Origin of the sequence: Methanosarcina soligelidi, assembly GCF_000744315.1 — an archaeon.
GTDB classification, from domain to species: Archaea; Halobacteriota; Methanosarcinia; order Methanosarcinales; family Methanosarcinaceae; genus Methanosarcina; species Methanosarcina mazei.
This window is the reverse complement of the sequence record NZ_JQLR01000001.1, coordinates 1144564-1167498: the sequence shown is the minus strand read 5'-3', so window position 1 is coordinate 1167498 and position 22935 is coordinate 1144564. Positions and strand designations below refer to the sequence as shown.

Annotated in this window: 18 protein-coding genes and 1 tRNA gene; 11 read left to right on the top strand and 8 right to left on the bottom strand. The window is 43.2% G+C overall.

All coding sequences use genetic code 11. The features are described 5' to 3' along the window. The first annotated feature begins 241 nt into the window (after positions 1–241). Positions 242–1372 carry a hypothetical protein gene (locus tag M886_RS05120; RefSeq protein WP_048050791.1) on the top strand — a complete coding sequence of 377 codons (1131 nt, stop codon included), beginning with the start codon at positions 242–244 and terminating at the stop codon, positions 1370–1372. 75 nt (positions 1373–1447) lie between these two features. Here M886_RS05120 and M886_RS05115 read toward each other — a convergent pair whose 3' ends face one another. The 4 genes from M886_RS05115 to M886_RS05100 all read right to left on the bottom strand — a co-directional run bounded on the left by M886_RS05115 (position 1448) and on the right by M886_RS05100 (position 5194). After that, entirely contained in the window at positions 1448–2950 is a 1503-nt protein-coding gene (locus M886_RS05115; protein WP_011033484.1) for an RtcB family protein, read from the bottom strand. A 255-nt stretch (positions 2951–3205) separates the two neighbouring features. Continuing rightward, a complete protein-coding gene (locus M886_RS05110; RefSeq protein ID WP_048050790.1) occupies positions 3206–3646 on the bottom strand; it encodes an archease in 441 nt (146 codons plus the stop codon). Positions 3647–3785: 139 nt separating this feature from the next. Beyond that, positions 3786–4397, bottom strand: coding sequence for a CDP-alcohol phosphatidyltransferase family protein (locus M886_RS05105; protein ID WP_015411898.1), 612 nt, complete (start codon positions 4395–4397; stop codon positions 3786–3788). A gap of 209 nt (positions 4398–4606) precedes the next feature. After that, positions 4607–5194, bottom strand: a complete 588-nt coding sequence (locus tag M886_RS05100; RefSeq protein ID WP_015411896.1) for an aldolase — start codon at positions 5192–5194, stop codon at positions 4607–4609. 152 nt (positions 5195–5346) lie between these two features. On the opposite strand from M886_RS05100, the gene M886_RS05095 reads away from it, so the two are divergent. Further along, a tRNA-Thr gene (locus tag M886_RS05095) sits at positions 5347–5420 on the top strand. Between the two features lie 133 nt (positions 5421–5553). Here M886_RS05095 and M886_RS05090 read toward each other — a convergent pair. Both M886_RS05090 and M886_RS05085 read right to left on the bottom strand, forming a co-directional pair. After that, on the bottom strand, positions 5554–6495 hold the full coding sequence (locus M886_RS05090; protein ID WP_048050789.1) for a hypothetical protein: 942 nt from the start codon (positions 6493–6495) through the stop codon (positions 5554–5556). Between the two features lie 133 nt (positions 6496–6628). After that, the gene (locus tag M886_RS05085) at positions 6629–7363 is read right to left on the bottom strand and encodes a HesA/MoeB/ThiF family protein (protein ID WP_048050788.1); all 735 of its coding nucleotides are present in this window, start codon (positions 7361–7363) and stop codon (positions 6629–6631) included. Positions 7364–7892: 529 nt separating this feature from the next. On the opposite strand from M886_RS05085, the gene M886_RS18585 reads away from it, so the two are divergent. Genes M886_RS18585 through M886_RS05075 form a run of 3 tightly spaced genes read left to right on the top strand, consistent with a single transcriptional unit; the run spans position 7893 to position 11336 of the window. After that, positions 7893–8126: a hypothetical protein gene (locus tag M886_RS18585; protein WP_160173157.1), complete on the top strand. Its 234-nt coding sequence runs from the start codon at positions 7893–7895 to the stop codon at positions 8124–8126. Further along, the gene (locus M886_RS05080) at positions 8062–9573 is read left to right on the top strand and encodes an AAA family ATPase (protein ID WP_048050787.1); all 1512 of its coding nucleotides are present in this window, start codon (positions 8062–8064) and stop codon (positions 9571–9573) included. The genes M886_RS18585 and M886_RS05080 overlap by 65 nt, the downstream gene beginning before the upstream one ends. A gap of 32 nt (positions 9574–9605) precedes the next feature. Next, on the top strand, positions 9606–11336 hold the full coding sequence (locus tag M886_RS05075; protein ID WP_048050786.1) for a vWA domain-containing protein: 1731 nt from the start codon (positions 9606–9608) through the stop codon (positions 11334–11336). A 539-nt stretch (positions 11337–11875) separates the two neighbouring features. Here M886_RS05075 and M886_RS05070 read toward each other — a convergent pair. Both M886_RS05070 and M886_RS18580 read right to left on the bottom strand, forming a co-directional pair. After that, positions 11876–12598 carry a hypothetical protein gene (locus M886_RS05070; RefSeq protein WP_048050785.1) on the bottom strand — a complete coding sequence of 241 codons (723 nt, stop codon included), beginning with the start codon at positions 12596–12598 and terminating at the stop codon, positions 11876–11878. A 392-nt stretch (positions 12599–12990) separates the two neighbouring features. Beyond that, positions 12991–13161, bottom strand: a complete 171-nt coding sequence (locus tag M886_RS18580; protein WP_155397890.1) for a hypothetical protein — start codon at positions 13159–13161, stop codon at positions 12991–12993. 703 nt (positions 13162–13864) lie between these two features. On the opposite strand from M886_RS18580, the gene acnA reads away from it, so the two are divergent. From acnA to M886_RS05040, 6 genes are all read left to right on the top strand, one after another. After that, the gene (acnA, locus tag M886_RS05065) at positions 13865–16672 is read left to right on the top strand and encodes an aconitate hydratase AcnA (RefSeq protein WP_048046838.1); all 2808 of its coding nucleotides are present in this window, start codon (positions 13865–13867) and stop codon (positions 16670–16672) included. A 433-nt stretch (positions 16673–17105) separates the two neighbouring features. Beyond that, positions 17106–18173 carry a citrate/2-methylcitrate synthase gene (locus M886_RS05060; protein ID WP_048050784.1) on the top strand — a complete coding sequence of 356 codons (1068 nt, stop codon included), beginning with the start codon at positions 17106–17108 and terminating at the stop codon, positions 18171–18173. 314 nt (positions 18174–18487) lie between these two features. Further along, positions 18488–19756, top strand: coding sequence for a UbiD family decarboxylase (locus M886_RS05055; RefSeq protein ID WP_048050783.1), 1269 nt, complete (start codon positions 18488–18490; stop codon positions 19754–19756). 218 nt (positions 19757–19974) lie between these two features. Next, on the top strand, positions 19975–21171 hold the full coding sequence (locus tag M886_RS05050; RefSeq protein WP_048050782.1) for an aconitase X: 1197 nt from the start codon (positions 19975–19977) through the stop codon (positions 21169–21171). Continuing rightward, positions 21158–21592, top strand: a complete 435-nt coding sequence (locus tag M886_RS05045) for a DUF126 domain-containing protein (protein ID WP_011033470.1) — start codon at positions 21158–21160, stop codon at positions 21590–21592. Before M886_RS05050 ends, M886_RS05045 begins: the two co-directional genes overlap by 14 nt. A 210-nt stretch (positions 21593–21802) precedes the next feature. Further along, positions 21803–22921 carry a site-2 protease family protein gene (locus M886_RS05040; protein ID WP_048050781.1) on the top strand — a complete coding sequence of 373 codons (1119 nt, stop codon included), beginning with the start codon at positions 21803–21805 and terminating at the stop codon, positions 22919–22921. Positions 22922–22935 lie beyond the last annotated feature (14 nt).

The window sequence follows — 22935 nt, the reverse complement described above, 5'->3', positions numbered from 1 at the left end:
TAATATAAATTGACAAAAATTCTCAAAAAATGGTACTAAACAGAAAGATTTAATATTCGGTAGCACTTACCAATATATAAACTAATAATGAATATTTTTGAATAGTAAGCCTGTATTAAATTTAAGAAAACAACTTTCTAAATCAGTAACTTGAAAAAGTGAAAATGTTATCAATATCAGGGGTACATATCATGGATCGTAGCATAGAAAGTCACAAAATCAGAAAATCCTGGGTGAAAATATGCTGATCAGGAAAAATATATCCCTGGATGATAAATACCTTAAAAAATTACAGCCTTTTCTGGATGCAAACGATGGAAATCTTAGCGCTGCAGTAAGGGACACGATTGAAATCGCGGATACTGCACTTACAAATCATAGAAGCATTGACGAAGCAATCAGATTTTTGAGAGAAAACCCTGCAAAAGAAGAGTTGAGTGATACAATTAAAAGCGGGGAAAATATAATCATAAATAAAACAATTCTTGAGTGGCTTTTCAGGTACACGAAAGGAAGGCTCACGGATGAAGAACTGGTTAATGAGCTTATCAATCCTTTTGAGATCAGCAATATGAAAGATCTTGAGGATTACCTGAACCGGATCTTCAAAAATAACCAGTGGACAATAAGAACTTCAATTAAGTGCGAAGACATACAGAACCCTGAATCTGCCCTTATACTTCTCTCCAATGCTACCATAAACAGCAGGGAATTTTTCGCCCAGCTTATAGCCCATTTTCTGGCAAGATGGAAACAGCTTGATGTTGATCATATTTTCAGGCGGGCGAATTCGACCCAGATTTCTTTCAAAAAGAACCTTTCCGTTTCCCTCAATGAAACAATGCCTGGAATTCGAAAGCACTTTGGTTATCTTGACATAATATGCAAAGAACTTGACGATAATACAGAATTCTGGACGCAGTTAATGCACACATACAATGTTGAGAGATACAATCTTGTGACCCTGCACAGAAATCAGTTCGAAACCTTTGCGGCTGGAGAAGTCCCTAACCCGACAAAAATTCTGGAACGCCTGTGCAAACAGTCAGTAAATGAGATGTCTCTTCCAGATTTGCTGGTATACTTCAAGAAGATGTACCTGGCAACCCAGCTGGTAAAGAATATAGAACTCTGCCTTGAGCCAGAGAAAGAATCAGTAACTATTTTCCATGATTTTAAAAATGAAAAAGTTATCCACAGCCTTGTGGAATATTTTTCGAATATATTCAGAGAAAACGGCACACCTTTTGTAACCTCTTCATATTCGAGTATGATCGTATTCAGGTTCTATGAGGAACATGAACATGAGAACAGCTCCGGAATATATGGAATGGAAGAGTTTACGGAGCCAGATTTTATTTCGGGGGAATAATACTGTCCACAGGATTTCTAAAAATTATCCAGTTAAAAAATAAGAAAAATAAAAAATAAGGCTATTTTCACGCATTTAACCTTTTGCAACCCCGAGCGGGATAACTCTTGCTACCTTGCGGGCAATACCAAGTTCATGCACGACATTTACCACTTCACTGCTGGACTTATACACACCGGGAGCTTCTTCGGCAATCACGGAGGGATGAGTTGCCCTTACAGTGATTCCATGAGCTTCAAGGTCCTCTTTTATGCTCTGCCCGTGGAATTCCTTCTTTGCATGCGCCCTGCTCATAACTCTCCCGGCTCCGTGGCAGGCACTACCGAAAGAAACGTCCATAGATTCCGTTGAACCGCAGAGTATGAATGAAGGAGTCCCCATGCTTCCGGGGATTAAAACAGGCTGCCCCACATCCCTGTATGCGGAAGGAACTTCCGGATGCCCTGCGGGAAAGGCTCTTGTTGCCCCTTTTCTGTGTACGTAAACCTCTTTTTTCCTGCCTTCAATGCTGTGTTCTTCCAGTTTTGCCACATTATGGGCAACATCATACAGGAGGCTCATTTCCATGTCATCGGCATCCCTGCCAAAGATTTTTTCAAAAGACTCTCTTGTCCAGTGGGTAATCATCTGCCTGTTTGCCCATGCATAATTTGCAGCACAGAGCATGGCTTTGAAATAATTCTGTGCCTCTTTTGACTGAGCCGGAGCACAGGCAAGCTGTTTGTCCGGAATCTCAATTCCATATCTCTTCACAGCCTGGGAGAGTTCTTTAAGGTGGTCGGTACATATCTGGTGCCCTGCCCCCCTTGACCCGCAGTGAACCATAACCGTGACCTGGCCTTCTTCAAGCCCGAAGGCTGAAGCCACTTCCGGGTCATAGATCTCATCTACATACTGTACTTCGAGGAAATGGTTGCCGCTCCCGAGGGTCCCTAACTGGGGTTTTCCACGGTTTCTCGCCTTTGAACTCACATGAGAAGTATCTGCTCCTTCAAGGAAACCATTCCCCTCACAATGTTCAACATCGGCTTCCACCCCATAACCGGCATCTACTGCCCATTTTGCACCTTCAAGAAATGCGCTGTCCAGCTCTTTATCAGAAGCCTTGAAACGGCTTTTTGAACCCACACCTGAAGGCACATTACTAAACAGCTCATCTGTCAGCCTCTTTATATGAGGGACGACATCTTCCTTTTGAAGGTTTGTGCGGATAAGCCGTACACCGCAGTTAATATCAAAACCCACTCCTCCCGGGCTGATAACTCCTTCTTCGACGTCAAAGGCTGCAACGCCCCCTATAGCAAATCCATATCCCAGGTGGGCATCAGGCATTGCCATGGAATATTTCTGGATTCCCGGAAGTGTTGCCACGTTTGCGATCTGGTCAATTGTACCTGGTTCAATGCCTTCAAGCAATTTTTCAGATACAAAAAGGCGTCCTGGAACTCTCATATTAGGAATGTGTCCTTTCGGAATTTCCCAGTTATTATCGGAAAGTTTCCGGACCAGGCTTCTGACATCCCTCCTATCAACTTCAGCACCCGATTCTTCTATATCTTTATTTTCGCTCTCAACCATAATTTATACTCCCTGCTCCATTGCAAATATAATTTTGAGTTAAAATACTGATATCAATATAATTCTAAAATTATTTTACTTTATGTTTCCCTGATGTCCTGTAAACTATAAAAAAATACAATAAAATACTGTTTGAGACTGTAAAAAGATTAAGCACTACAGTCTGCACAACCAGTACATAAAAGCGATGTATAAATTCCTCAGAAAATTAAATCTCAAATATCCATGAGATATTTAAGTCAAATATTCATATCCTTAAATGTCAACAACAACCTGAGCTTTCCATCCTCCAGCAGTTTTCTCAAGTACCAGCTGGTTATATGTGACAGCTTTAATTTCAGTTTCAAAGGGATGGCTTTCAGGATAATATTTCTCACCTGATGCCAGAGCTTTTATCGAGTATTCTCCTTCTTTTTCCCTGATTTCTTCTACCTGGAACTTCCAGAATACAACCTCATCGACCTCAAAGAGGTATAAAAGCTCGGAAAGCCAGTCAACAAGCAGAGACTCTAGATCAGGTGATGTAAGAAGAACTTCTATTTCCGTCTCTCCGGAAACTTTTTCGGTATCGATTATAACATTAAACATGGCTAGAGCTGCGTTTTCAAATACCTCTTCCACGGTCTCCCCATAGGCCAGGAACTTGATATCAGCGGTATGTTCCAGGTACTCATACTTCTTTCCTTGAGACGGCATAGTCCAGTATTGGGTTTTGTCTTACATTAACCTATCCGCTTTATAAACCTGTTTTAAGACGTCAAAAGATCTAAAAGAGCTCTTTCCGGCTGAATATCCGGAACGGTTCCGGATTCAGGTCAAGAAATACTGAAGGACATCAGTCCAGCCTGTTCCATATATAGAGAATTCTCTGAACTGCAGTAATATGGCTGGTCACAGCAATCAGGATGACAGCCCAGCCCAGGATAGAAAAACCTGCTATTGAAGCAGAGTAAACAGAGTTGGCAAAAGCGGCAATAATTATTACTACAAGACGATCAGCCCTGCCCATAATTCCGCCGTAATATCTTCCGAGGTTGAGCGCCTGGGCCTGAGTCCCGAGGTAGCTGGTAAGAAGCACGCCCACAATTGCCGTGACTCCTATCTGCCAGGATACATAGCCTGCGAAAAAAATGCTGCAGATGATAAAAATATCCGAGTAGCGGTCAATTACGTGGTCCAGAAAATCGCCTCTCGGTGTTGCTCTATTGGATTTGCGTGCGATTACCCCGTCAAGGGCATCGAAAAGGGAATTGAATATTACCAGGATGCCTGCGAGCAGGATAAGCTCCTTATATCCAGGAGAAAAGTAAAAACTGAGTCCGGCAAAGAAGGCACAGATAAGGGAAACTATGGAAACCGTATCAGGTGAGACCTCGTATTTTATAAAGAAATCTGCAAGAGGGTCAATAACTCTTGTAGCAACAGGTCTCAGGGCATTAAATGTCATGGTACTCTGGAATCTTTCTTTTTATTTTTGTTATTAAAGACAGGCCTGAAAGAATATGGCAGCATATCCTGCTTCTTATACCGAACAAAACCTATTATTTATATTATTTCTTTGATTACCTGTCTTTTGATATTTATACTTAAGGCTTTATTCTTTGAGTATGAGTTTACTCCAGGATAATAATTAATTATCTCATTTTTACTTCTATTTCACTTTTGTACTGCAAGGTCGTACAGGTATTTCACTCTGCAGGAGTGCTCAAGCTGCGTGGTCACAATATAAGCTTCACCTAACGTTCTCCCTGTGGCAAAGGTACCGTGGCTGAATACTACAGCTCCCCTGTGCCCGGAAAGCGAATCTGCAAGGTTTTTCGCAAGCTCTGAGCTTCCGATTCCTCCTCCCACAACCGGAATATCTCCAAGGAAATACTGGCCCTCGCTGTCTACGGGGACAATCACATTACCAGGACCGGCAAGCAGAGATTCCACCACCGAATAAGGGCAGTGTGCATGAATTATTGCAAGGACAGAAGTCCTCCTGTAGATCTCCCTGTGCACCACGGCTTCGGAAGACGCAATCATGTCCAGGGACGAGGTATCCCGGATGCCAACCTCAACAATATTATCACCGGTGATCTCGTCAAGTGCGGTCCCGCTCCGGGTAATGACCATTCTGTCCCCTGCCCTGACGCTGATATTTCCAAAATTTGATTCCACAAGCCCGTGTTCAACCAGCTTGCGCCCGTATTTTGCCATTTCCTGCCACATCTTAAGCGAGATATAGAGAAAGAGTGCCATAAGGCTTGTGCACTGCCAGAACGGAGGGATACCAGAAAAAGGATTAAGAGACTTCAGAATTTAAAATTTTTGAAACTTAGAAGGAAAAGATTCTGCCATAAAGTTTATCTGTGAGTATTGTATTTAGATAAGTCTGCAATCAGCTTCATTGCGCCTCGTTGGCTCAGCCCGGTAGAGCGAGTGACTTGTAATCACTAGGTCGCGTGTTCGAATCACGCACGAGGCTTCGTACTTTCTTTTTATATATCTTGTTCAAAGCTCACTTTCGGAGGATTTCTTCTGGATGTGAGCAATATAAATTTTCAGGATCTTCCGAAGTCATTAAAAAAACGCACTGTTTTCTGGCATCAACAAAAAATTTATTTTACTCTCAGCAGAGAGTCAATTTCATCATATAACGCCCTCAACGCTATGCTGAGCCTGCGGACTTCAACCTGCCACACTCTTTTACTGATCTGCTGGTCTCCTCCGGCTTTGACAGCTGCTATCCAGGCATATTTCCGGGCTAATTTTGAATTGCGTAAGGGAGAGTTAAAAACCTGTCCTGTTTTCTGGTTGCTGTATTTTTCATTAATAAGGAACTCGTAGAGCTCCTGAACTCTTTCAAATAATGCTTGTTCACTTTCAGAACCTGAAGCCCCAAAGAGCGCCAGATTCCAGAGACGGAATTTAACTTCATTGGTTTCAGTAACAAGTTTTTTGGACTCTGCGATATCCAGCATTTCCCTGAATTCAAGAAAAATATCCGTATTCCCGGACGAAGAGGGAAGGGTCTTTCCAAGTGAAATCATAACATGAATGCATTCGTGAAAAAGAATCCTGGCTACAAGAAACTCTATTCTCTCCTGAATATTCCAGAACCTTTTTACAAGGGATTCATCCCAGAGCTGATACGGGTTAACCAGAATAAAAGACCTGTAAACTATCTTCTTTTCCTTCCCTGAGAACGAACGTTTAGGGTAAAAGGCAACCCCCTGCATTTTCCCGAAAAACTGGACCCTGATTGCCAGGTCCCAGCAGAACTCCCATTCTCCATCTTTTGCACACTTCACCCTGCAGTATTCACCATCAAAATGAACATTTTCAAGCAGGTGGTACATGTCCTTGCTGTGTGCTTTGATAATTGATTTCACTCCGGTTTCCCGGCAGATGCTGAGATCAAGGCAAGGAATATACTGCACCGAAGTGAAAGAGGAGCAGGGCGAAGACAGATTAAGGTCATAAAAGCCCTGAAAAAAGTAACCTGAATTGTCCTGGGAGATATTTTCGTTTTGTTCAAGTGGTCGGGTTTTTTTTTTCATGCCATCTTCCCTCCAACGTACCCTATAAGATATTATCACTGAGGATATATAAAAATTGATCAACAGGAAATATAAAATGAAAAAATAGGAGTGGAACAAAGCAATCGTATCATGCCGAAAGGAAGCAGCCTGATCAAACTTTTTCACCATTACTTCCGCAAATCGGGCAGTTGTTCAGTTTTGCGAGTGAAATTTCACTGAAACTACCTGAAAGCCCGTTCCAGAATAAAAGCCTGCCCTCCAGAAGTTTTCCTTTTCCTGTCAGAAACTTGACTGCTTCACTTACCTGAATTGAACCTATAATACCCGGAGTGGCTCCGAGAATCGGGAAAACTTCTTTTTTCGGGATTCGTGGAAAAATACAGTAAAAACAGGGTGTTTTTCCTGGAATAATTGTTGTGACCTGCCCGTCATAACCCGTAACTGCCCCGTGAATTAAAGGAATTCTCCGTTTAATCGAAAACCTGTTAAGAATATGCCTTGTTTCCATATTATCCAGAGCATCAATTATAATATCGCATTCAGGGACAAGATAATCAATATTTGACTCGGTAAGCATCTCTTTAATTATCTCAACTTCAATTAAAGGGTTCATTAAAAGAAGCTTCTCCTTTGCAGATTCAACCTTTGCTCTCCCAACGTCTTTTTCATAATGCAGGAACTGCCTGTTCAGGTTGGTAGAGTCTACAGTGTCAAAATCCGCAAGGATTATTTTTCCTATCCCTGCAATTGCAAGGTAAGTAGATACAGGAGACCCAAGCCCCCCGGCACCGGCAACAAATACCTTTGCAGCTTTTAATTTCTCCTGCCCTTCCTCTCCAAAAAGAAGAATCTGCCGGCTGTACTTTTCTCTTTCCATCTTATCCATGTGAATCCCTTCCAGAATATTAATTTCAGGAATTATGATGAGATTAATTTATATTGACTGCTTGAAAGCTGGTTTTAATAACGGCAAAATATGGGGATCAAATGAACTATTAAGTTGAATAGTGACCTATTTTGCATAATCTGTTCACTTTTCTCAGCTGTTTACTTACTCAGCTGTTTACTTTCTCAGCTGTTCATTTTTCTCAGCTGTTCATTTTTCTCAGCTGTTTACTTACTCAGCTGTTTACTTACTCAGCTGTTTACTTTCTCAGTAGATTGATTTCTTTATGCATAACATCTTCGGAGAGCAGAAAAAAGAACAGAAAGCCTGATGTTGAAACACATCATAAGAAAACGTGATGCCTGCATTTAATAAAAATTTGCCCAAAATCCGAGGAATGTCTGAAACCCTGAGATGTCTGAAACAGCATCAGAACGAATATAAAAAAAGTACAGGAGAATGTATATCAATGAGAAAGGGCATAACCGGAAAATGGAAAATTTAAAGGCCTGAAAGGCAAATTTTTTTTTTGGAAAAATTAATTAAGGCAAGACCCATAAAAATGGTTACATCATTTTTGGCAATACTGGAACCGGATACAGCTGCTCATATTTATCAGCACCATCTGAGAGCTTACAGATTAGTTGCGGAAGTACGAATGAGACGCGGTAAAATAAAAAATAAGGATTTTGGAATTTATGAAAATTCTGGATTTAAAAAATACTATCCTGAACATAAAGCAGGAATTTTCTGCTTATTTTAAAGAAAGAGATGCCGAAATCAACGGTTCTCTTCTGGCACTACTCTCGGGAGAACATATACTTTTGCTTGGACCCCCAGGCACGGCAAAAACTCTGCTTGCAAGCAAAATTTGCGAAACCATAGAGGGAGGAAATTTTTTTCATTATCTTCTTACCCGTTTTTCCACTCCTGAAGAGGTTTTTGGCCCTCTTTCCTTAAAAGCGCTTGAGAGGGATGAATTCAGCCGGAGGGTGGAAGGTTACCTGCCAACTGCACACATAGCCCTTCTTGATGAAATTTTCAAAGCTAACAGCTCCATACTGAACAGCCTTTTAACAGTTTTGAATGAGAGAAAATATCATAACGGCAAGGAAGTCATGGATGTGCCTCTCTTTTCAGTCTTTGGGGCTTCGAATGAACTGCCGGAAGAAGATGAAAGCCTTGAAGCACTTTACGACAGGTTCCTTTTCAGGTATAGTGTAGACTATATCCAGCACGAAGAGAACCTTGAGGCCCTCATTTTCGAAAACGCAGAAGATTTCCTCCCCTCAACAAAACTCTCAGTTGAAAACATAAAGGAAATCCAGAAGAAAGCAAAGGAAATGCCTGTAGACCCTGAAGTCCGGACAATTATTAGAGGGTTGAGAAGGGAGCTTAAAAACTCGAATATCTTCGTCTCTGACAGGCGCTGGAAGAAAATTATAAACGTGCTCAGGGTTGCTTCGGCTGTAAACGGGCATACAAGCGTAGACCGGATGACTGTTGTCCTGCTGCAGCATATGCTCTGGGACCTTCCGGAACAGAAAGAGACCATCAGGAAACTCATCCTGAACAGGGTTATTTCTGGAGGGACTGACACAGGAAAGTTAAAACAGAATGTTCTTGACCTTAGAAATTCCGTTTATAGTTGCCTGCAGCAGGAACTTCCTGATCTGGTATCCTGCAATAAATGCTTTGAAGAAGAGAAAAAGCCTGCAGGTGGCCTGAAGAGTTCCAGGTTTGCGGGGATGACAGCCCCAAAAAAACTTACATTCAATAATGCTCTCGATCTCTTAAAACACCATACTGAGTTTCCGTCCCATACCTATAGTCTGGGTCTTGATTATGGCAATACTAACGGTTCGCTTACCTTCGAAGCCGTAGCAGAGCAGTTCCGCCGCAGATACGGGTTTGAATTCAAGCTGAGCCTGGACTATGGGGACAAAAAACTTTACGAAAAAGAGTATGAACACCTTGAGGAAAGGTTGAATTACTTCAGGAAACATGTGCAGGAAGAAGAAAAAGCTCTAGAAGAGACCCTCAGGGAAAATATCTGGATTTCCGGACAGGACAGCAAAGAAATTCTTGTAAAATACCATTCCAAAAATACGGATATTTATGAGATAGCGGGTCATCTGAACGAAATCAGGGCCCTTCTGGAAAAACCGAAGATATTCGACGTGGAAATCGAAGAAATAAAAGTTGCCTGAATGGAAAACTCCTGAAAAAGGAAACAAAGAATATGCAGGGCCTGAAAAGCTTCAGAAAACACTTTGAAAATCCTTCCGGATCAGATAAGGCGGTTTTTGACAGAGACTTTAATCCCGGTACTATACTGAACACAGAGCTGAGGGAATTTCTGGCAACTCCCCGAAAAGTGCCCTACAGGCTCAGGGAAGAGATTGCAGAGGTCCTCATTCACGAGCTTCTTTCCGGAAAAGACTACGAGATAAAGGACGAAAAACTCTTTATGGGGAAATTCGGAGTTTTTTATCCACTATTTCTTGGCATGAGGAATCAGCAGGTATGGGAAGAAATAAAAATCCTCGCAGGAGAAAACCGTATGGCAGGGATTTTTATCCTGAGAACCCTGCTTGAAGAAATTTTTACTCTCCTTGGAGATTATGAAAAATTAGAAAAAGATCTTTTGAGAAAACCCCAGAAAGGGCTGGAAAAAGCTCTGAAAACCCTGAAAGAGCTGATTAATGAAACTCAGGCCCTGTGGGAAAGAAACAGGCTGGAAAAGGTAGAGAGCCCGGGGAATTATGAGTGGGAAAAGAATTTGAAAGAATCCCGGGAAGAGAAAAGTGAAGAAGAGAACAAACAGAATATCCAGGAAAGTTTTCTTAACACATCCGAAAACCAGGCAGAGACATATAAAGAAGAAGAACCTGAAGAACCGGAAGCATCGGAAAGGCTTGCCTTAATGACCAGAGAATTCATGTTCAGTGAAAAAGCTGGCGAGGCTGTAGACACAGTCGTGGAGGAAAAAATAACTGTAAAACTTGAGGAGCTTATGCCCCTCCTTGAAGACCACCTCGAAATGCTTGAGATCCTGTCCATGCTTTTTCCCGGGAGGGCATGGGACTATTCCTTACAGGCCCTTCACAGGGAATATTTCGAAAATCTCGAGAAATATGCATCTCTTTTCAGAAAAAGCTCTGACCTGCATAAGATCCTTGAACAGGTGGGCAGAATCGAGCTTGAGTATGGGTCAAAAAAACTAAGATTGTCGCCCCACAGCAAAACTGAGGTTCATTCCATCAACCTGTCAGGTGATATCCAGACCCTGCTTCCGATAGAAACCGTAAAGCTCAAAAACCCCGTGCTGAAGCGCAAGTTCTATGCTGACATGATTGAAGAAAAACTCCTCACATACCAGTTAAGAGGAGAAAACTGGAACTCGGATTTTGCAGGAAAAAAAAGGAAGGGACCTGTTGTAGCCCTTGTGGATACTTCCGCTTCCATGAGAGGAGCCCCTGAACTTCTTGCAAAAGCCGTGGTCCTGGCAATTGCAAGAAAGATGTTAAGAGAAAGCAGGGATGTCAAAGTAATTCTGTTCTCATCAAAATGGCAGACAGTTGAGATCGAACTTACGGACAAAAAACGTATGGGGAAAGAGTTTCTTGAATTTCTCAAGTATACGTTTGGCGGGGGGACGGACTTCAATACCGCACTCCGGCAGGGGCTAAAGACAATAAAAAAAGAGAAAGCATTTCAGGGGGCAGACCTTCTTTTTCTTACGGACGGGAGTTCGGAACTGTCAGAGAGGCCTCTTATCCGGGAGTGGAATGAAATAAAAATAGAAAAAAAAGCACGCATTTTTTCCCTGATAATAGGGAATTACGATGCAGGCGGTCTGGACCAGGTATCAGATCAGACTTATATCATAAACGACTCCGGGAACTGGCAGGTAGAACAAAGCCCTTCAAGGCTTATAAAAGCGGTCAGCAGACCTGCAAGAATGTTCTGACATGCAGATAAAAGGATGCCTTAACTGGAAGGAAAAATTGAGAAAATAGAGTTCCCGCACCCGCAGATTGCAGATTTTATGATCTCAGGGCTTAATGTGAACTACCACTAAGCTAAAGACTTAGTGGCTTCCTGAGTCATCCTTCCAACCAATGTTGACAAGTCGTGCAGGCTCTACCCCGCGTTCCGCAGGTGAAATAGATATGAGCGTGATATACTTGAGATGCATATAGCTACCGTCTTTCCACGGCTTAATCCCGATCCCTTCAGGATGATTCTTGCCCTGTTATCCAACTCCCCGATGTTCAAACGTTACCTCGCTTGGTTTTCGCTTTGAGAATCGGCAACATTCTTATGAACTGTGAGGTTGTGGTGACAGCAAAATCTAATATTAAAAAAGGTTTTGAAAATATTTAACAATTGACAGAATCAATAACGGTTAACAGTTTAGGTTGACGCTTATATCCCCTGAGCTAAAGACTCAGGGATTTTACGCTTCTTCCTATAAAAACATAGAGGGGAAAGAGGCAGAACAGACAGTTAATTCCTGCGCTTAAGGCGCCTGCTAACCTCTTTTATGAATTCTTCCAGGTCTTTTTTGCCCGGGCTTTTGTGATTGCAAATACTTGAGAGGATAACAAATGCTGCCTGTTTGCCTCTCGAAGAGTTCTTCAGCAGGCCAAGCTCGATAACTGAAATTATAGTATCGGCGATGAGTTTACGATCCCTGGGGCTTAAATTGCTCCACTTTTCATTGAGTATTTTTGAGGAGACTTTGACAGACTCTTTGCCTTCGGAAGCTATTATGGAGGCTTTTGAAGAGACGACCTTTGAGAATTTTAGAATCTGATCTCTTCCGCAGCAGGCGGTTTTAGAAAATGTCCTGAAAGCCCTGCCCGGAATTTCCTTCATTCTCACTTTTTCGTAACCGGAACTGTTTTTCCAGTGGTTTCCAGAAAATTCACCATCAGAACGTCTTTCTTCAAGAGTTTTTCGAATTTCCTCAAAGATTTCGGTTATTTCCTCTTTTGATCTGGTTCTGAGATATTCTCTGAGATTATCCAGCAGTTCGGAATCTACTTCGTCAGGACTGATTCCTTCAGAAACGGAATCTTCGCTAACTTCGACAAAATCAGCGTCAATTACAGGGCAGGACCCTATGAAAGATTCACGTAACGAATCTTTTCCTGTCTTCGAACTTTTCCTGGACCTGTAGCCGGAATTTGAAAATCTTCTGAATATGTCCTCTTTGTTTTTGAGCAAGAAATCACATCCCTGATATGTAAAATAAACAGGTGATAATCGATTCCGATCTGTGGCATCACTTGAATCTGGAATATCTATAGAATGAAGCAGTCTCAGTATTATCTTTGTTATATATGGTTCGTAATTACATAAACAGATTTCATCTTCAGATTTAATATTTTTTCTGTTTACATTACATTCCATCTACATTACATTCCATCTACACAACATCCCATCTACATTACATTCCATCTCTGAGATATCCTGAGTACACTGTACATGTACGTTAATTATCCTGTAGAACCCGGGCAGTTCAGTAAATATAATAGATGGCACATACCCGCAACCACACTTTCCCTATATTCCATAAGAATTGAAGACGGTAAGGAAACTTATAATTAGGGAAGCTATCAGAACAGAATTACAGGTTTTGTAGAGATCTGCACCGTCTTTGTAGAGGCCCATAATGTCCCGGGAGCTGCATGAGGCTGGACGATTTTAATCCTTGCAGGAGACACGGAAAACTTTGAGTATTCCATTACAAGAGAGGCTGCTGAGCAGTAAAATGAAAAGCTTCTCATCAGCGGCAGTTAAGCTTTAAAAACTTTTTTCTTTTTTCAGGAAATCCGGGCATCTTTTATCCGGAATTATTAATTGGACACCTGAAGACCATGTTTAAAATTAATACTTTATCTATTCCGGAACCCGGATAGAAAATCTTTCAATTTTTTTCACTCCTGTAACCCCTGGATGGCGGCGCCTTCCATAAAAGAAAAAATAATCGACAACCACGTACCACAGTTAAGAAAATCAATGATAGAAAAAATTCATGAGAAAATATTTTTTCAACATTTTTCATCCAGCCTGAGTTCGACAAATATAAGAAAAGAGCCTGATTTATAACATAACAGGACTTAACCGGAGAAGTATAAATACATGAAAAATACAGCCTGTGCCTGTAATTATATTTGAGTGCTAAAAATCTGGTGAGAATCAGGTATCCTGGGTTAATTACCCCAAAGTTTAACCATCAGGTTGCTTCCTATTACGCATTAGAATATTCATCCTCTGTAGAGTGAAAAAAGAATATAGAGGAAACAAATTAAGCCTGTTTCCCGAAAACACGAAGATAATAAGCCCGAAGGACTAAAGTAGTCTAAAGGTAAGATAGGGCTCTCACAGGATAGAATAAAGTGAAATAATATTCCAGAAAACAAATCATAGAAAGTAATCCATAAACACTCATCATTTAATTTCATATTTTTGCTGGAGGTAAAAAGTAAAATGAGAGAAGGTCCGGACCCCTTTGGGGTAAGAGACAGCATCGAAACAACTGCCGGAAAAGCTACGATTTACAGACTGGGTAAACTGGAAGAAAAGGGCTTTGAAGGGATTTCCCTGCTCCCCTACTCTATAAGGATCCTGCTTGAATCCCTGCTCCGGCATGCGGATACTCAAAAGAAGATAATAACTGCAGAAGACGTTGAAGCCCTTGCCCGCTGGAGTCCCGAAAATATAAGTGAAAAGGACATCCCGTTTATTCCTTCAAGGGTAATCATGCAGGACTTTACGGGCGTTCCAGCAGTAGTTGACCTTGCAGCCCTCCGCTCGGCAATGGAGCGCCTTGGAGGGGACCCTGCTAAAATCAACCCTGTAATCCCTGCTGACCTGGTCATTGACCACTCGGTCCAGGTTGACTCTTACGGCACGGCATATTCCCTTGGGGAAAATGAGAAAAAAGAGTTTGAGCGCAACAGAGAGCGTTATACCGTCCTTCGCTGGGCACAGAAAGCCTTTGACAACTTCAGGGTCGTGCCTCCGGGAAGAGGGATTATCCATCAGGTAAACCTTGAATACCTGACTCCCCTCGTCCACCTGAGTGAAAAGGAGGGAGAGCTATTTGCTTTTCCTGATACCCTTGTAGGAACCGACTCCCATACCACGATGATCAACGGGATAGGAGTGCTCGGCTGGGGAGTAGGCGGAATAGAAGCCGAAGCCGTTATGCTCGGGCAGCCTTACTATATGCCTGTTCCTGAGGTTGTCGGTTTCAAGCTTTACGGAAAACTGGAACCCGGAGTTACCGCCACAGACCTTGTTCTCACGATCACAAAGATGTTAAGGAAGCACGGGGTTGTCGGCAAATTTGTCGAATTCTACGGGCCCGGTTTAAACTCTCTCAGCCTTCCGGACAGAGCAACAATATCAAACATGGCTCCGGAATACGGGGCAACTCTCGGGATTTTCCCGCCTGACCAGGAAACTCTGGACTACATGAAGAGGACAGGCAGGAGCGATGAACAGGTTGACCTTGTGAAAAAGTACCTGGAAGCACAGGACCTTCTTTATTCGGCAAACAAACCCGAACCTGTCTTCAGCAGCAACCTCGAACTTGATATGGGCACGGTAAAGCCATGCCTTGCAGGTCCCAGACGCCCGCAGGACCAGCTCTTCCTGAATGAGGTCTCTGAGAATTTCTGTGAAACAATGAGGCAGACCTTTATAAGAAAGAAAGAAGGGGGCACGGATCTTGCAAGAGACCCTGCTTATCTTCGCTGGATTGGGGAAGGAGGAGCTCCTGTAGAAGAAACCGAAGCACAGGTAGCGAGAGAGACGGAAAAGGTCGGTCCTGTTGAGAAAGACTTCAGGGTCACACACGGTTCCGTTGTGATAGCATCCATTACTTCCTGTACAAATACCTCCAACCCTTCAGTCCTTATAGGAGCCGGGCTGCTTGCAAAAAAAGCTATTGAAAGAGGTCTTAAGGTAAAGCCTTTTGTAAAAACAAGCCTGTCTCCAGGTTCAAGAGTGGCTACCGAATACCTTGGAGCCGCAGGACTCCTGCCCTATCTTGAAGCTCTGGGCTTCCACCAGGTGGGATACGGTTGTACGACCTGTATAGGAAACAGCGGGCCTCTGCCAGAACACGTTTCAAAGGAAATTGAAGAAAAAGACCTTACAGTTGCAGCCGTACTCAGCGGGAACAGGAACTTTGAAGGCAGGATTAATCCCCACGTAAAAGCAAACTACCTCGCCTCCCCGCCACTTGTTGTCGCATACGCAATTGCAGGCACTGTGAACATAAACTTCGAAACCGATCCCCTTGCATATGACCCTAACGGGATTCCCGTGTACCTGAGAGATATCTGGCCCATGCAGGATGAGATAAAACAGGTCGAAAAGGAAAGTGTCAGGCCTGAGATGTTCAAAAAAGAATACTCAGGCGTTCTTGAAGGAGCAAAACTCTGGAAAGAGCTGGAAGTCCCCGAGGGCACTCTTTATGAGTGGATCCCGACCTCCACCTATATTCAGGAGCCCCCTTATTTTGTGGATTTTCCGCTTACTTCGCCTCTTCTCGGGGATATACGGAATGCCAGAGTCCTTGCCCTCTTCGGAGACAGCATTACTACTGACCACATCTCCCCGGCAGGCGATATTCCGGCAGAGAGTCCGGCAGGCAGGTACCTGATGTCCTGGGGTGTGGACCAGAAAGATTTCAATTCTTACGGCTCCCGCAGGGGCAACCATGAAGTAATGATGCGCGGAACCTTTGCAAATATCCGGCTCAGAAACAGGCTTGTAAGTAAGGAAGGAGGCTGGACTGTTTACCACCTTAACGGAGAAGACTTCCCGCCGGAAGCCTGTGGAGAAGGAATGCCTATTTATTATGCATCTTTACTTTATGCGGAAAACAATGTCCCCCTAATTGTTATCGCAGGAAAAGAGTACGGGACAGGCAGTTCCCGCGACTGGGCAGCAAAAGGGACATTCCTGCTTGGAGTAAAAGCAGTTATTGCCGAATCCTTTGAGCGCATTCACAGAAGCAACCTTGTGGGCATGGGAGTTCTTCCCCTGCAGTTTAAAGCAGGAGAAAATGCAGATTCTCTAGGGCTTACAGGGAAGGAGAGCTATGACATCCTTGGGATTGAAAAAATGGAGCCTCATGGAGAGCTTACCGTACTGGCAAGAGATGACAGCGGAAAAGAGACGGAGTTTAAAGCAACACTGAGGCTTGATTCTGCTGTAGAAATAGAGTACTACAGGAATGGCGGGATTTTGCATAAGTTCCTGCGGGATTCTGTGAAGAAATAAGAATAAGTTAATTGCGCCAGAATAATACAGAGGAATATTAAAGAAAATACAGAGAAGTATTAAAGAGAGTCCCGAGAGCCGGAATAAGGCTTCTTCTCTAAACGGGACCTCTCTTATTAACCTGGCTGGATAAGGCGATGTTCGGGCCGAAGGGATATTTTATAAATTCTTCGTCCAGAAATAATTATGGTTAAGACTGAATATCTTTCCAGTATAAAAGGAAGGGATCCTGACTTCAGGGAATATATTTAAAACGATTTAAATTTACAATTTCAACAAATTTAATATACTAATTTAACGATAATACAATTGCATTGTCGCTCTATTTTTGGACCCAAAAAGTCCTTCGTGTTTAAATATTTCACGTATAATCAGAGGATTCCCCATTTCAAAATTTTTTGAAAATCCTCTAGGCATAACTGCGAGGTAGAAAATGAATAAAAATATATGTTTCATAGACGGGCTGGAGGGCATTCTGAAGTACAGGGACGTCGATATTAACGAACTGATCGACCTGCCCTATGACGCAGTTTCCTATCTGCTGATTAAGGGAGAGCTCCCCGAAGAAAAGGAACTTGCCGAATACTCAGCCCGCCTGCATGCGGAACGAGGAATCAACAGGGAGGTTATGGACGTTATCCGCATGTGCAATTTAAATATCGACTCTATGGAAGCTCTTCTCACTGCCGTTTCTTTTATATCGCAATTTGATCCGGACCTGTATGATAATTCTCTAGAAGGAAATATGAGAAAAGCCATAAGGTTAATTGCCGTGGTCCCAACTATTGTTGCTGCTTATTATAGAACGGCAAATGGAAAGGAACCTGTTCCCCCCGATCCTTCCCTTGCCCATGGAGCTAATTTTCTGTACATGATAAAAGGGAGCAAGCCAGACCCTCTGGAAGCTGAAGTCATGGAAAAGGACTTTATTCTCAGCGCTGAGCATGAGCTAAATGCTTCAACTTTCTCCTCCAGGGTTACAGCTTCAACCATGTCCGACCTTTATTCTGCTGTTGTTTCCGGGCTCTGCACACTCAAAGGTCCTCTTCACGGAGGAGCAAGGTCAGAAGTTATGACTATGATTGAAACAATCGGCAGCCCTGAGAATGCCGAGAAATTTGTCCTTGAAAAAATCGAAAAGCGAGAGAAAATAATGGGCTTCGGGCATAGAGTCTATAAGACATATGACCCCAGGGGCACAATATTTAAGCAGCTCTCCAGGAGACTCGCTGAAGCTAAAGGCGATATGCACTGGTATGAGACAGCCGAAGCAATAGAGAATGCTGTTATACGCGAGCTTGTGGAAAAGAGGGGAAAGCCGATTTATCCCAACATTGATTTTTATTCAGGAGTCATTTATAAATATATGGAAATCCCCCCTCAGCTTGCAACCTCAATCTTTGCAATAGGAAGAATCTCAGGCTGGATAGCTCATTGTTTTGATCAGTATGAAAAGAAAAAGATCATAAGGCCCAGGATCTTCATGCTGGATGAGTGTTAAGACCCTGAGAGAGCCCTGCTATGCCTGAAAACCGGCAGAAGTTATCGAAATTGAAATAAGCTCATAGAGTCAGAATCCGGCATATAATATGCAGGATCTGACAGACAAAACCGAAAACTAGTTTTATTTCTGGTTTTCAGGCAAAACAGATTTACTGGAAGAAATTGTCCAGAAGAACAGAGTTTTCAGGATAAAAGTTTTCCTTATTATTCCAGTCACAGCACAATTGATATCAGGCAACAGAGCTGAAGCTTTTTTACCTGATATCAGATAATCTTTTTATCATCTGACAGCTTTCTGGTATTCAGATACCCATGACTTATAGAGATTTTATAGGCCGGTTAAAAGAAAACGGGAAACTGGTCGAAATTCAGCAGCCCGTATCCCCCATATTTGAGGCTTCAAGAATTGCAAAAAAAACAAAAGGTCCGGTTCTTTTTCATAATGTTTCGGGCTCAAAGGTTATTATGAACCTTCTCGGGTCAAGGGACGAGCTCTCTTCCATGCTCGGGGTCCCCAAAGAGGAGATTATAAAGAAGCTTTCTGAAGTTTCTCCCGAAGGTGAGGTGAGGCGGGTCTCAGGATCTCCAACTCTTGAAGTAATCGAAAGCGAGGTTGACCTTACAAAAATTCCGATTCTTACGCATTTTGAAAAAGATGGAGCTCCTTATATAACCGCAGGAATCGTTGTTTCCGAATATGAAGGCGTGATGAATGCTTCTATACACCGCCTTATGCTCGTGGGAAAAGATAAGCTTGCAGCCCGCCTTGTCCCCCCGAGACATACCTACCTCCTGCATAAAAAGGCTGCAGAAAAAGGCGAGCCTCTACCTGTTGCGATTGTTCTGGGCTGCGACCCGACTATTATTTACGCAACTTCTACGAGAGTGCCTGCAGGAAAAGAATTCGAATACGCAGCTGCCCTGCGCGGGACTCCGATAGAAGTGTTTGAGTGTTCAAACGGAATAAAAGTGCCGCATTCCGAGATCGTTCTCGAAGGATATATTGACACGAAAGAAAGGGTTGACGAAGGACCATTTGTTGATATTACAGGAACATATGATATGGTAAGGAAAGAACCCGTCATTCACATTACCAGGATCATCCATAGAAAAGACCCTATTTACCACGGAATTCTTCCGGCTGGCCCCGAACACCTTTTGATGATGGGTGTGCCGTATGAACCCAGGATATACAGGGCTGTGGGGGAAGTTACGACCGTTAAAAACGTGGTCTTAACGGAAGGGGGCTGCTGTTATCTCCACGCAGTCGTGCAGATAGAAAAACAGACCGAAGGAGATGCAAAAAACGCTATTATGGCTGCCTTTGCCGCCCATACAAGCCTGAAACATGTTGTGGTTGTAGACGAGGACATAAACATTTTTGACCCCAATGATGTCGAGTTTGCAATTGCTACAAGGGTAAAAGGGGATATGGATATCCTGACCATTACCAATGTCCGCGGAAGTTCCCTTGACCCGAGAGGGGCCTCTGATGGCACTACTACAAAAGTGGGAATTGACGCTACAAAAGTCCTTATTGAAAAAGAAAACTTTGAAAGGGCAATAATTCCGGAAGAATAACTGATCAGCAACTTTAAGCGGGTAAGGCAGAAAAATCCGAAAAATGGATTTAAAGTATTAAATATCTGCCTGACCTGGAGCTTTATTATCAGCTTGCTGTTCCGTACTTACATTAATATTTATAACAGCCATATTTATAACGGCCGCATATGCTGCGAAAAGCTGTACCGGTATTCTGCACCTGCATTTATTACCTCGCAGTTAAAGAGTGAATTTTCATGTATCTAACAAAAGAAGAAGAACAAATCCTGAACGGAGAAGCCGGAGAAACTCTCAGGCAGGCGATTCAGATCCTTGTAGCTCTTGGAGAAATCTACGGAGCGGACAGGTTGATCCCTATCAAAAGCGCCCAGATTGCAGGTGTTTCCTATAAGACAATAGGAGATGCCGGGCTTGAGTGGATTTCCGACCTTGAGGGACAGGTAAAGGTTCCTGCAATCCTTAACCCTGCAGGAATGGATCTTGAAGACTGGGAGAGGCTGAGAATCTCTCCAGAATTTGCAGAAAAACAGAAAGAAATTGTTCAGGCTTACAAAAAACTCGGTATTCGCTGCGAATGTACCTGCACTCCCTATACCCTTGAAGGATTTTCAGTTAGCTATGGGGACCACCTTGCATGGAGTGAGTCCTCAGCCATTTCTTATGCAAACTCCGTGATCGGAGCCAGGACAAATAGAGAGGGAGGCCCGTCAGCCCTTTCGGCAGCACTTCTCGGGAAAACTGCAAACTACGGGTTTCACCTGGATAAAAACCGCGTGCCTGAGGTCTCTGTCAGTGTGGAGTGCTCACTTAAAGAATCAGATTACGGAGCACTTGGGTATGTTGCAGGGAAACTCATTGGGAACAGAGTGCCTATTTTTCAATTAAGGAGTAAACCGGAAAAGGATGAATTGAAATCCCTTGGGGCTGCAATGGCGGCTTCAGGAGCAGTGGCACTTTACCATGTAAAAGGAGTAACACCTGAAGCCTGCAGAATGGATTTTGAAGAGCCTGAGGAAAAAATAATAATTGAGAGAAGCCAGCTGGATGAAGTTTATGAGAGCAAAGGCAAAGAACCCGAACTGATTACTATTGGATGCCCTCACTGCTCTGCGGCCGAACTTAAGAAGGCGGCTGAATTATTGAAAGGAAAAACAGTCTCAAAGGAGACCTGGATTTTTACCTCAAGGGAACTTGCAGAAAGATATCCTGAGTATATAGGGACCATTGAAGAAAGCGGAGCTAAGGTTGTACGCGATACCTGCATGGTAGTCTCCCCTGCAACTAACAGTTATTCCTGCGTGATGGTAAATTCGGGAAAAGCCTTTGCTTATGTGCCAGGGATGTGCGGGGCTCAAAGCGTATACGGGAATATGGAAGCCTGTATCAATAAGGCGACTGGCGGGAAAGAGAGAAAGGCAGGTGATTCCCATTAAATTCAAAGGCAGAACAATTTCAAGGGGATGCGCAGAAGGGGAGGTTTTGATTTCAAGGGACCCGATCTCCTTTCTGGGAAGTGTGGATCCCAGAACCGGGATTGTTGTTGAGGAAAAACACTCTCTGGCAGGAAAATCAATAAAAGGTAAGGTTCTTGTTTTCCCTCATGGGAAAGGCTCTACTGTTGGGTCCTATGTGATGTACCAGCTTAAAAAAAATGAGGCAGCTCCTGCGGCAATCATCAATCTGGAAACCGAACCTATCGTAGCAGTAGGAGCAATTATATCCGAAATCCCGCTCGTTGATATGCTGGAAAAGGACCCTTACGAGTTTTTAAAGGACGGAGACACTGTCCTGGTAAACGGCAGTGAAGGATATATTGAGCTGCTCAAACAGGGCGAAGGGCAGGCAAAAAAATGAGAGATTTAAATTTGTAAACCTGATTGACATGCCGCTTAAAGCTTAAAGGATGAAATTATATTGGCAAAGGTATGAAATGCCTTAAAAATCCATAAAACACAAAAAGGGATTAAAAACATCCGAATTAAAAGATGTAAATAAAATTATAAAACCTGAAAGGCTAATTTAAAAGCTAAAAAAACCTCAAGCCTTAAAGACGTGAATCCTAAAATGAAACCGGAAATAGAAGATCAGAGAAATGGTCGCGGTAAGTCCGAAGTTGAAGAGTCGATTTCACGCATATATCCTTTCATAAGCAGGGTATTTGATGTATATGAAATCCAGAAATCCGGAGATATCCTTTATTTCTTTGGTACGCCTAAAGTGGATACTGAAAATGTAATGGGAGAGCTCTGGGCTCCCCTTGAACAGCGTGGTTTTGGGGGCACCCTGAAATACGAACTTGGAGAGCATGTTATTATTGTTGCTCCCGTAAAAAAGTCAGAGGAAAAAATCTGGATAAACCTTGCACTTTTCATGGCGACGGGGTTCACAACCATGATCTGTGGAGCCTGGATGTTCGGAGTCAACCTCACAAGTGACCCCATTCAGGTCTTCCGGGGTTTGCCGTTCACACTTGCAATACTGGCTGTACTCGGCTCACATGAAATGGCGCATTATGCAATGGCCAGATACCATGGAATGAAAACCTCCCTTCCGTATTTTATCCCTTTTCCGACTTTCATAGGCACAATGGGGGCGGTAATCCGTTACAAAGGACCTATCCCTGACAGGAAAGCTCTATTTGACGTGGGAGTTGCGGGACCTCTGGTAGGACTTTTTGTCTCTATTGCAGTCACCATAATAGGGTTGAACCTTGATGTCCCTGAAATCAATCCCCTGCCCGATTCCCTGATGTTTGAGATTGGTCTCCCACCCCTTTTTGTGATGATCCAGAAGGTTGTCGGAGTTACAGGAAGCAACCTTCACCCTGTGGCTTTTGCAGGCTGGGTGGGGATGTTTGTGACCCTACTGAATCTCCTGCCTGCAGGGCAGCTTGACGGAGGGCACGTACTCAGGGCAATGCTTGGAAAAAAGGCTGACCGGGTATCTTCCATGATGCCGCGTATCCTTTTCCTCATAGGTTTTTACGTAATCTACTGGCTTAAAGGAGACGGCTTTATATGGATATTCTGGGCTCTCTTCCTCTGGGCTTTCGCAGCAGCCGGGCATCCGTCCCCTCTTCGCGATAAAGTGAAACTGGATAGAAAGCGCATCCTTATAGGGATACTTACTTTTATACTTGGCCTGCTTTGCTTCACTCTGATCCCTTTCAAGCCCATAACCTGAAAAGAGAACAAAAT

Bases quoted from the DNA above. Each gene is read 5' to 3' on its own strand.
- M886_RS05110 (WP_048050790.1), bottom strand. From the start codon at position 3,646: ATGCCGTCTCAAGGAAAGAAGTATGAGTACCTGGAACATACCGCTGAT.
- M886_RS05055 (WP_048050783.1), top strand. From the start codon at position 18,488: ATGACTTATAGAGATTTTATAGGCCGGTTAAAAGAAAACGGGAAACTG.
- M886_RS05115 (WP_011033484.1), bottom strand. From the start codon at position 2,950: ATGGTTGAGAGCGAAAATAAAGATATAGAAGAATCGGGTGCTGAAGTT.
- M886_RS05075 (WP_048050786.1), top strand. From the start codon at position 9,606: ATGCAGGGCCTGAAAAGCTTCAGAAAACACTTTGAAAATCCTTCCGGA.
- M886_RS18580 (WP_155397890.1), bottom strand. From the start codon at position 13,161: ATGAGAAGCTTTTCATTTTACTGCTCAGCAGCCTCTCTTGTAATGGAA.
- acnA (WP_048046838.1), top strand. From the start codon at position 13,865: ATGAGAGAAGGTCCGGACCCCTTTGGGGTAAGAGACAGCATCGAAACA.
- M886_RS05100 (WP_015411896.1), bottom strand. From the start codon at position 5,194: ATGGCACTCTTTCTCTATATCTCGCTTAAGATGTGGCAGGAAATGGCA.
- M886_RS05105 (WP_015411898.1), bottom strand. From the start codon at position 4,397: ATGACATTTAATGCCCTGAGACCTGTTGCTACAAGAGTTATTGACCCT.
- M886_RS05120 (WP_048050791.1), top strand. From the start codon at position 242: ATGCTGATCAGGAAAAATATATCCCTGGATGATAAATACCTTAAAAAA.
- M886_RS05060 (WP_048050784.1), top strand. From the start codon at position 17,106: ATGAATAAAAATATATGTTTCATAGACGGGCTGGAGGGCATTCTGAAG.
- M886_RS05040 (WP_048050781.1), top strand. From the start codon at position 21,803: ATGAAACCGGAAATAGAAGATCAGAGAAATGGTCGCGGTAAGTCCGAA.
- M886_RS05050 (WP_048050782.1), top strand. From the start codon at position 19,975: ATGTATCTAACAAAAGAAGAAGAACAAATCCTGAACGGAGAAGCCGGA.
- M886_RS05080 (WP_048050787.1), top strand. From the start codon at position 8,062: ATGAAAATTCTGGATTTAAAAAATACTATCCTGAACATAAAGCAGGAA.
- M886_RS05090 (WP_048050789.1), bottom strand. From the start codon at position 6,495: ATGAAAAAAAAAACCCGACCACTTGAACAAAACGAAAATATCTCCCAG.
- M886_RS05085 (WP_048050788.1), bottom strand. From the start codon at position 7,363: ATGGATAAGATGGAAAGAGAAAAGTACAGCCGGCAGATTCTTCTTTTT.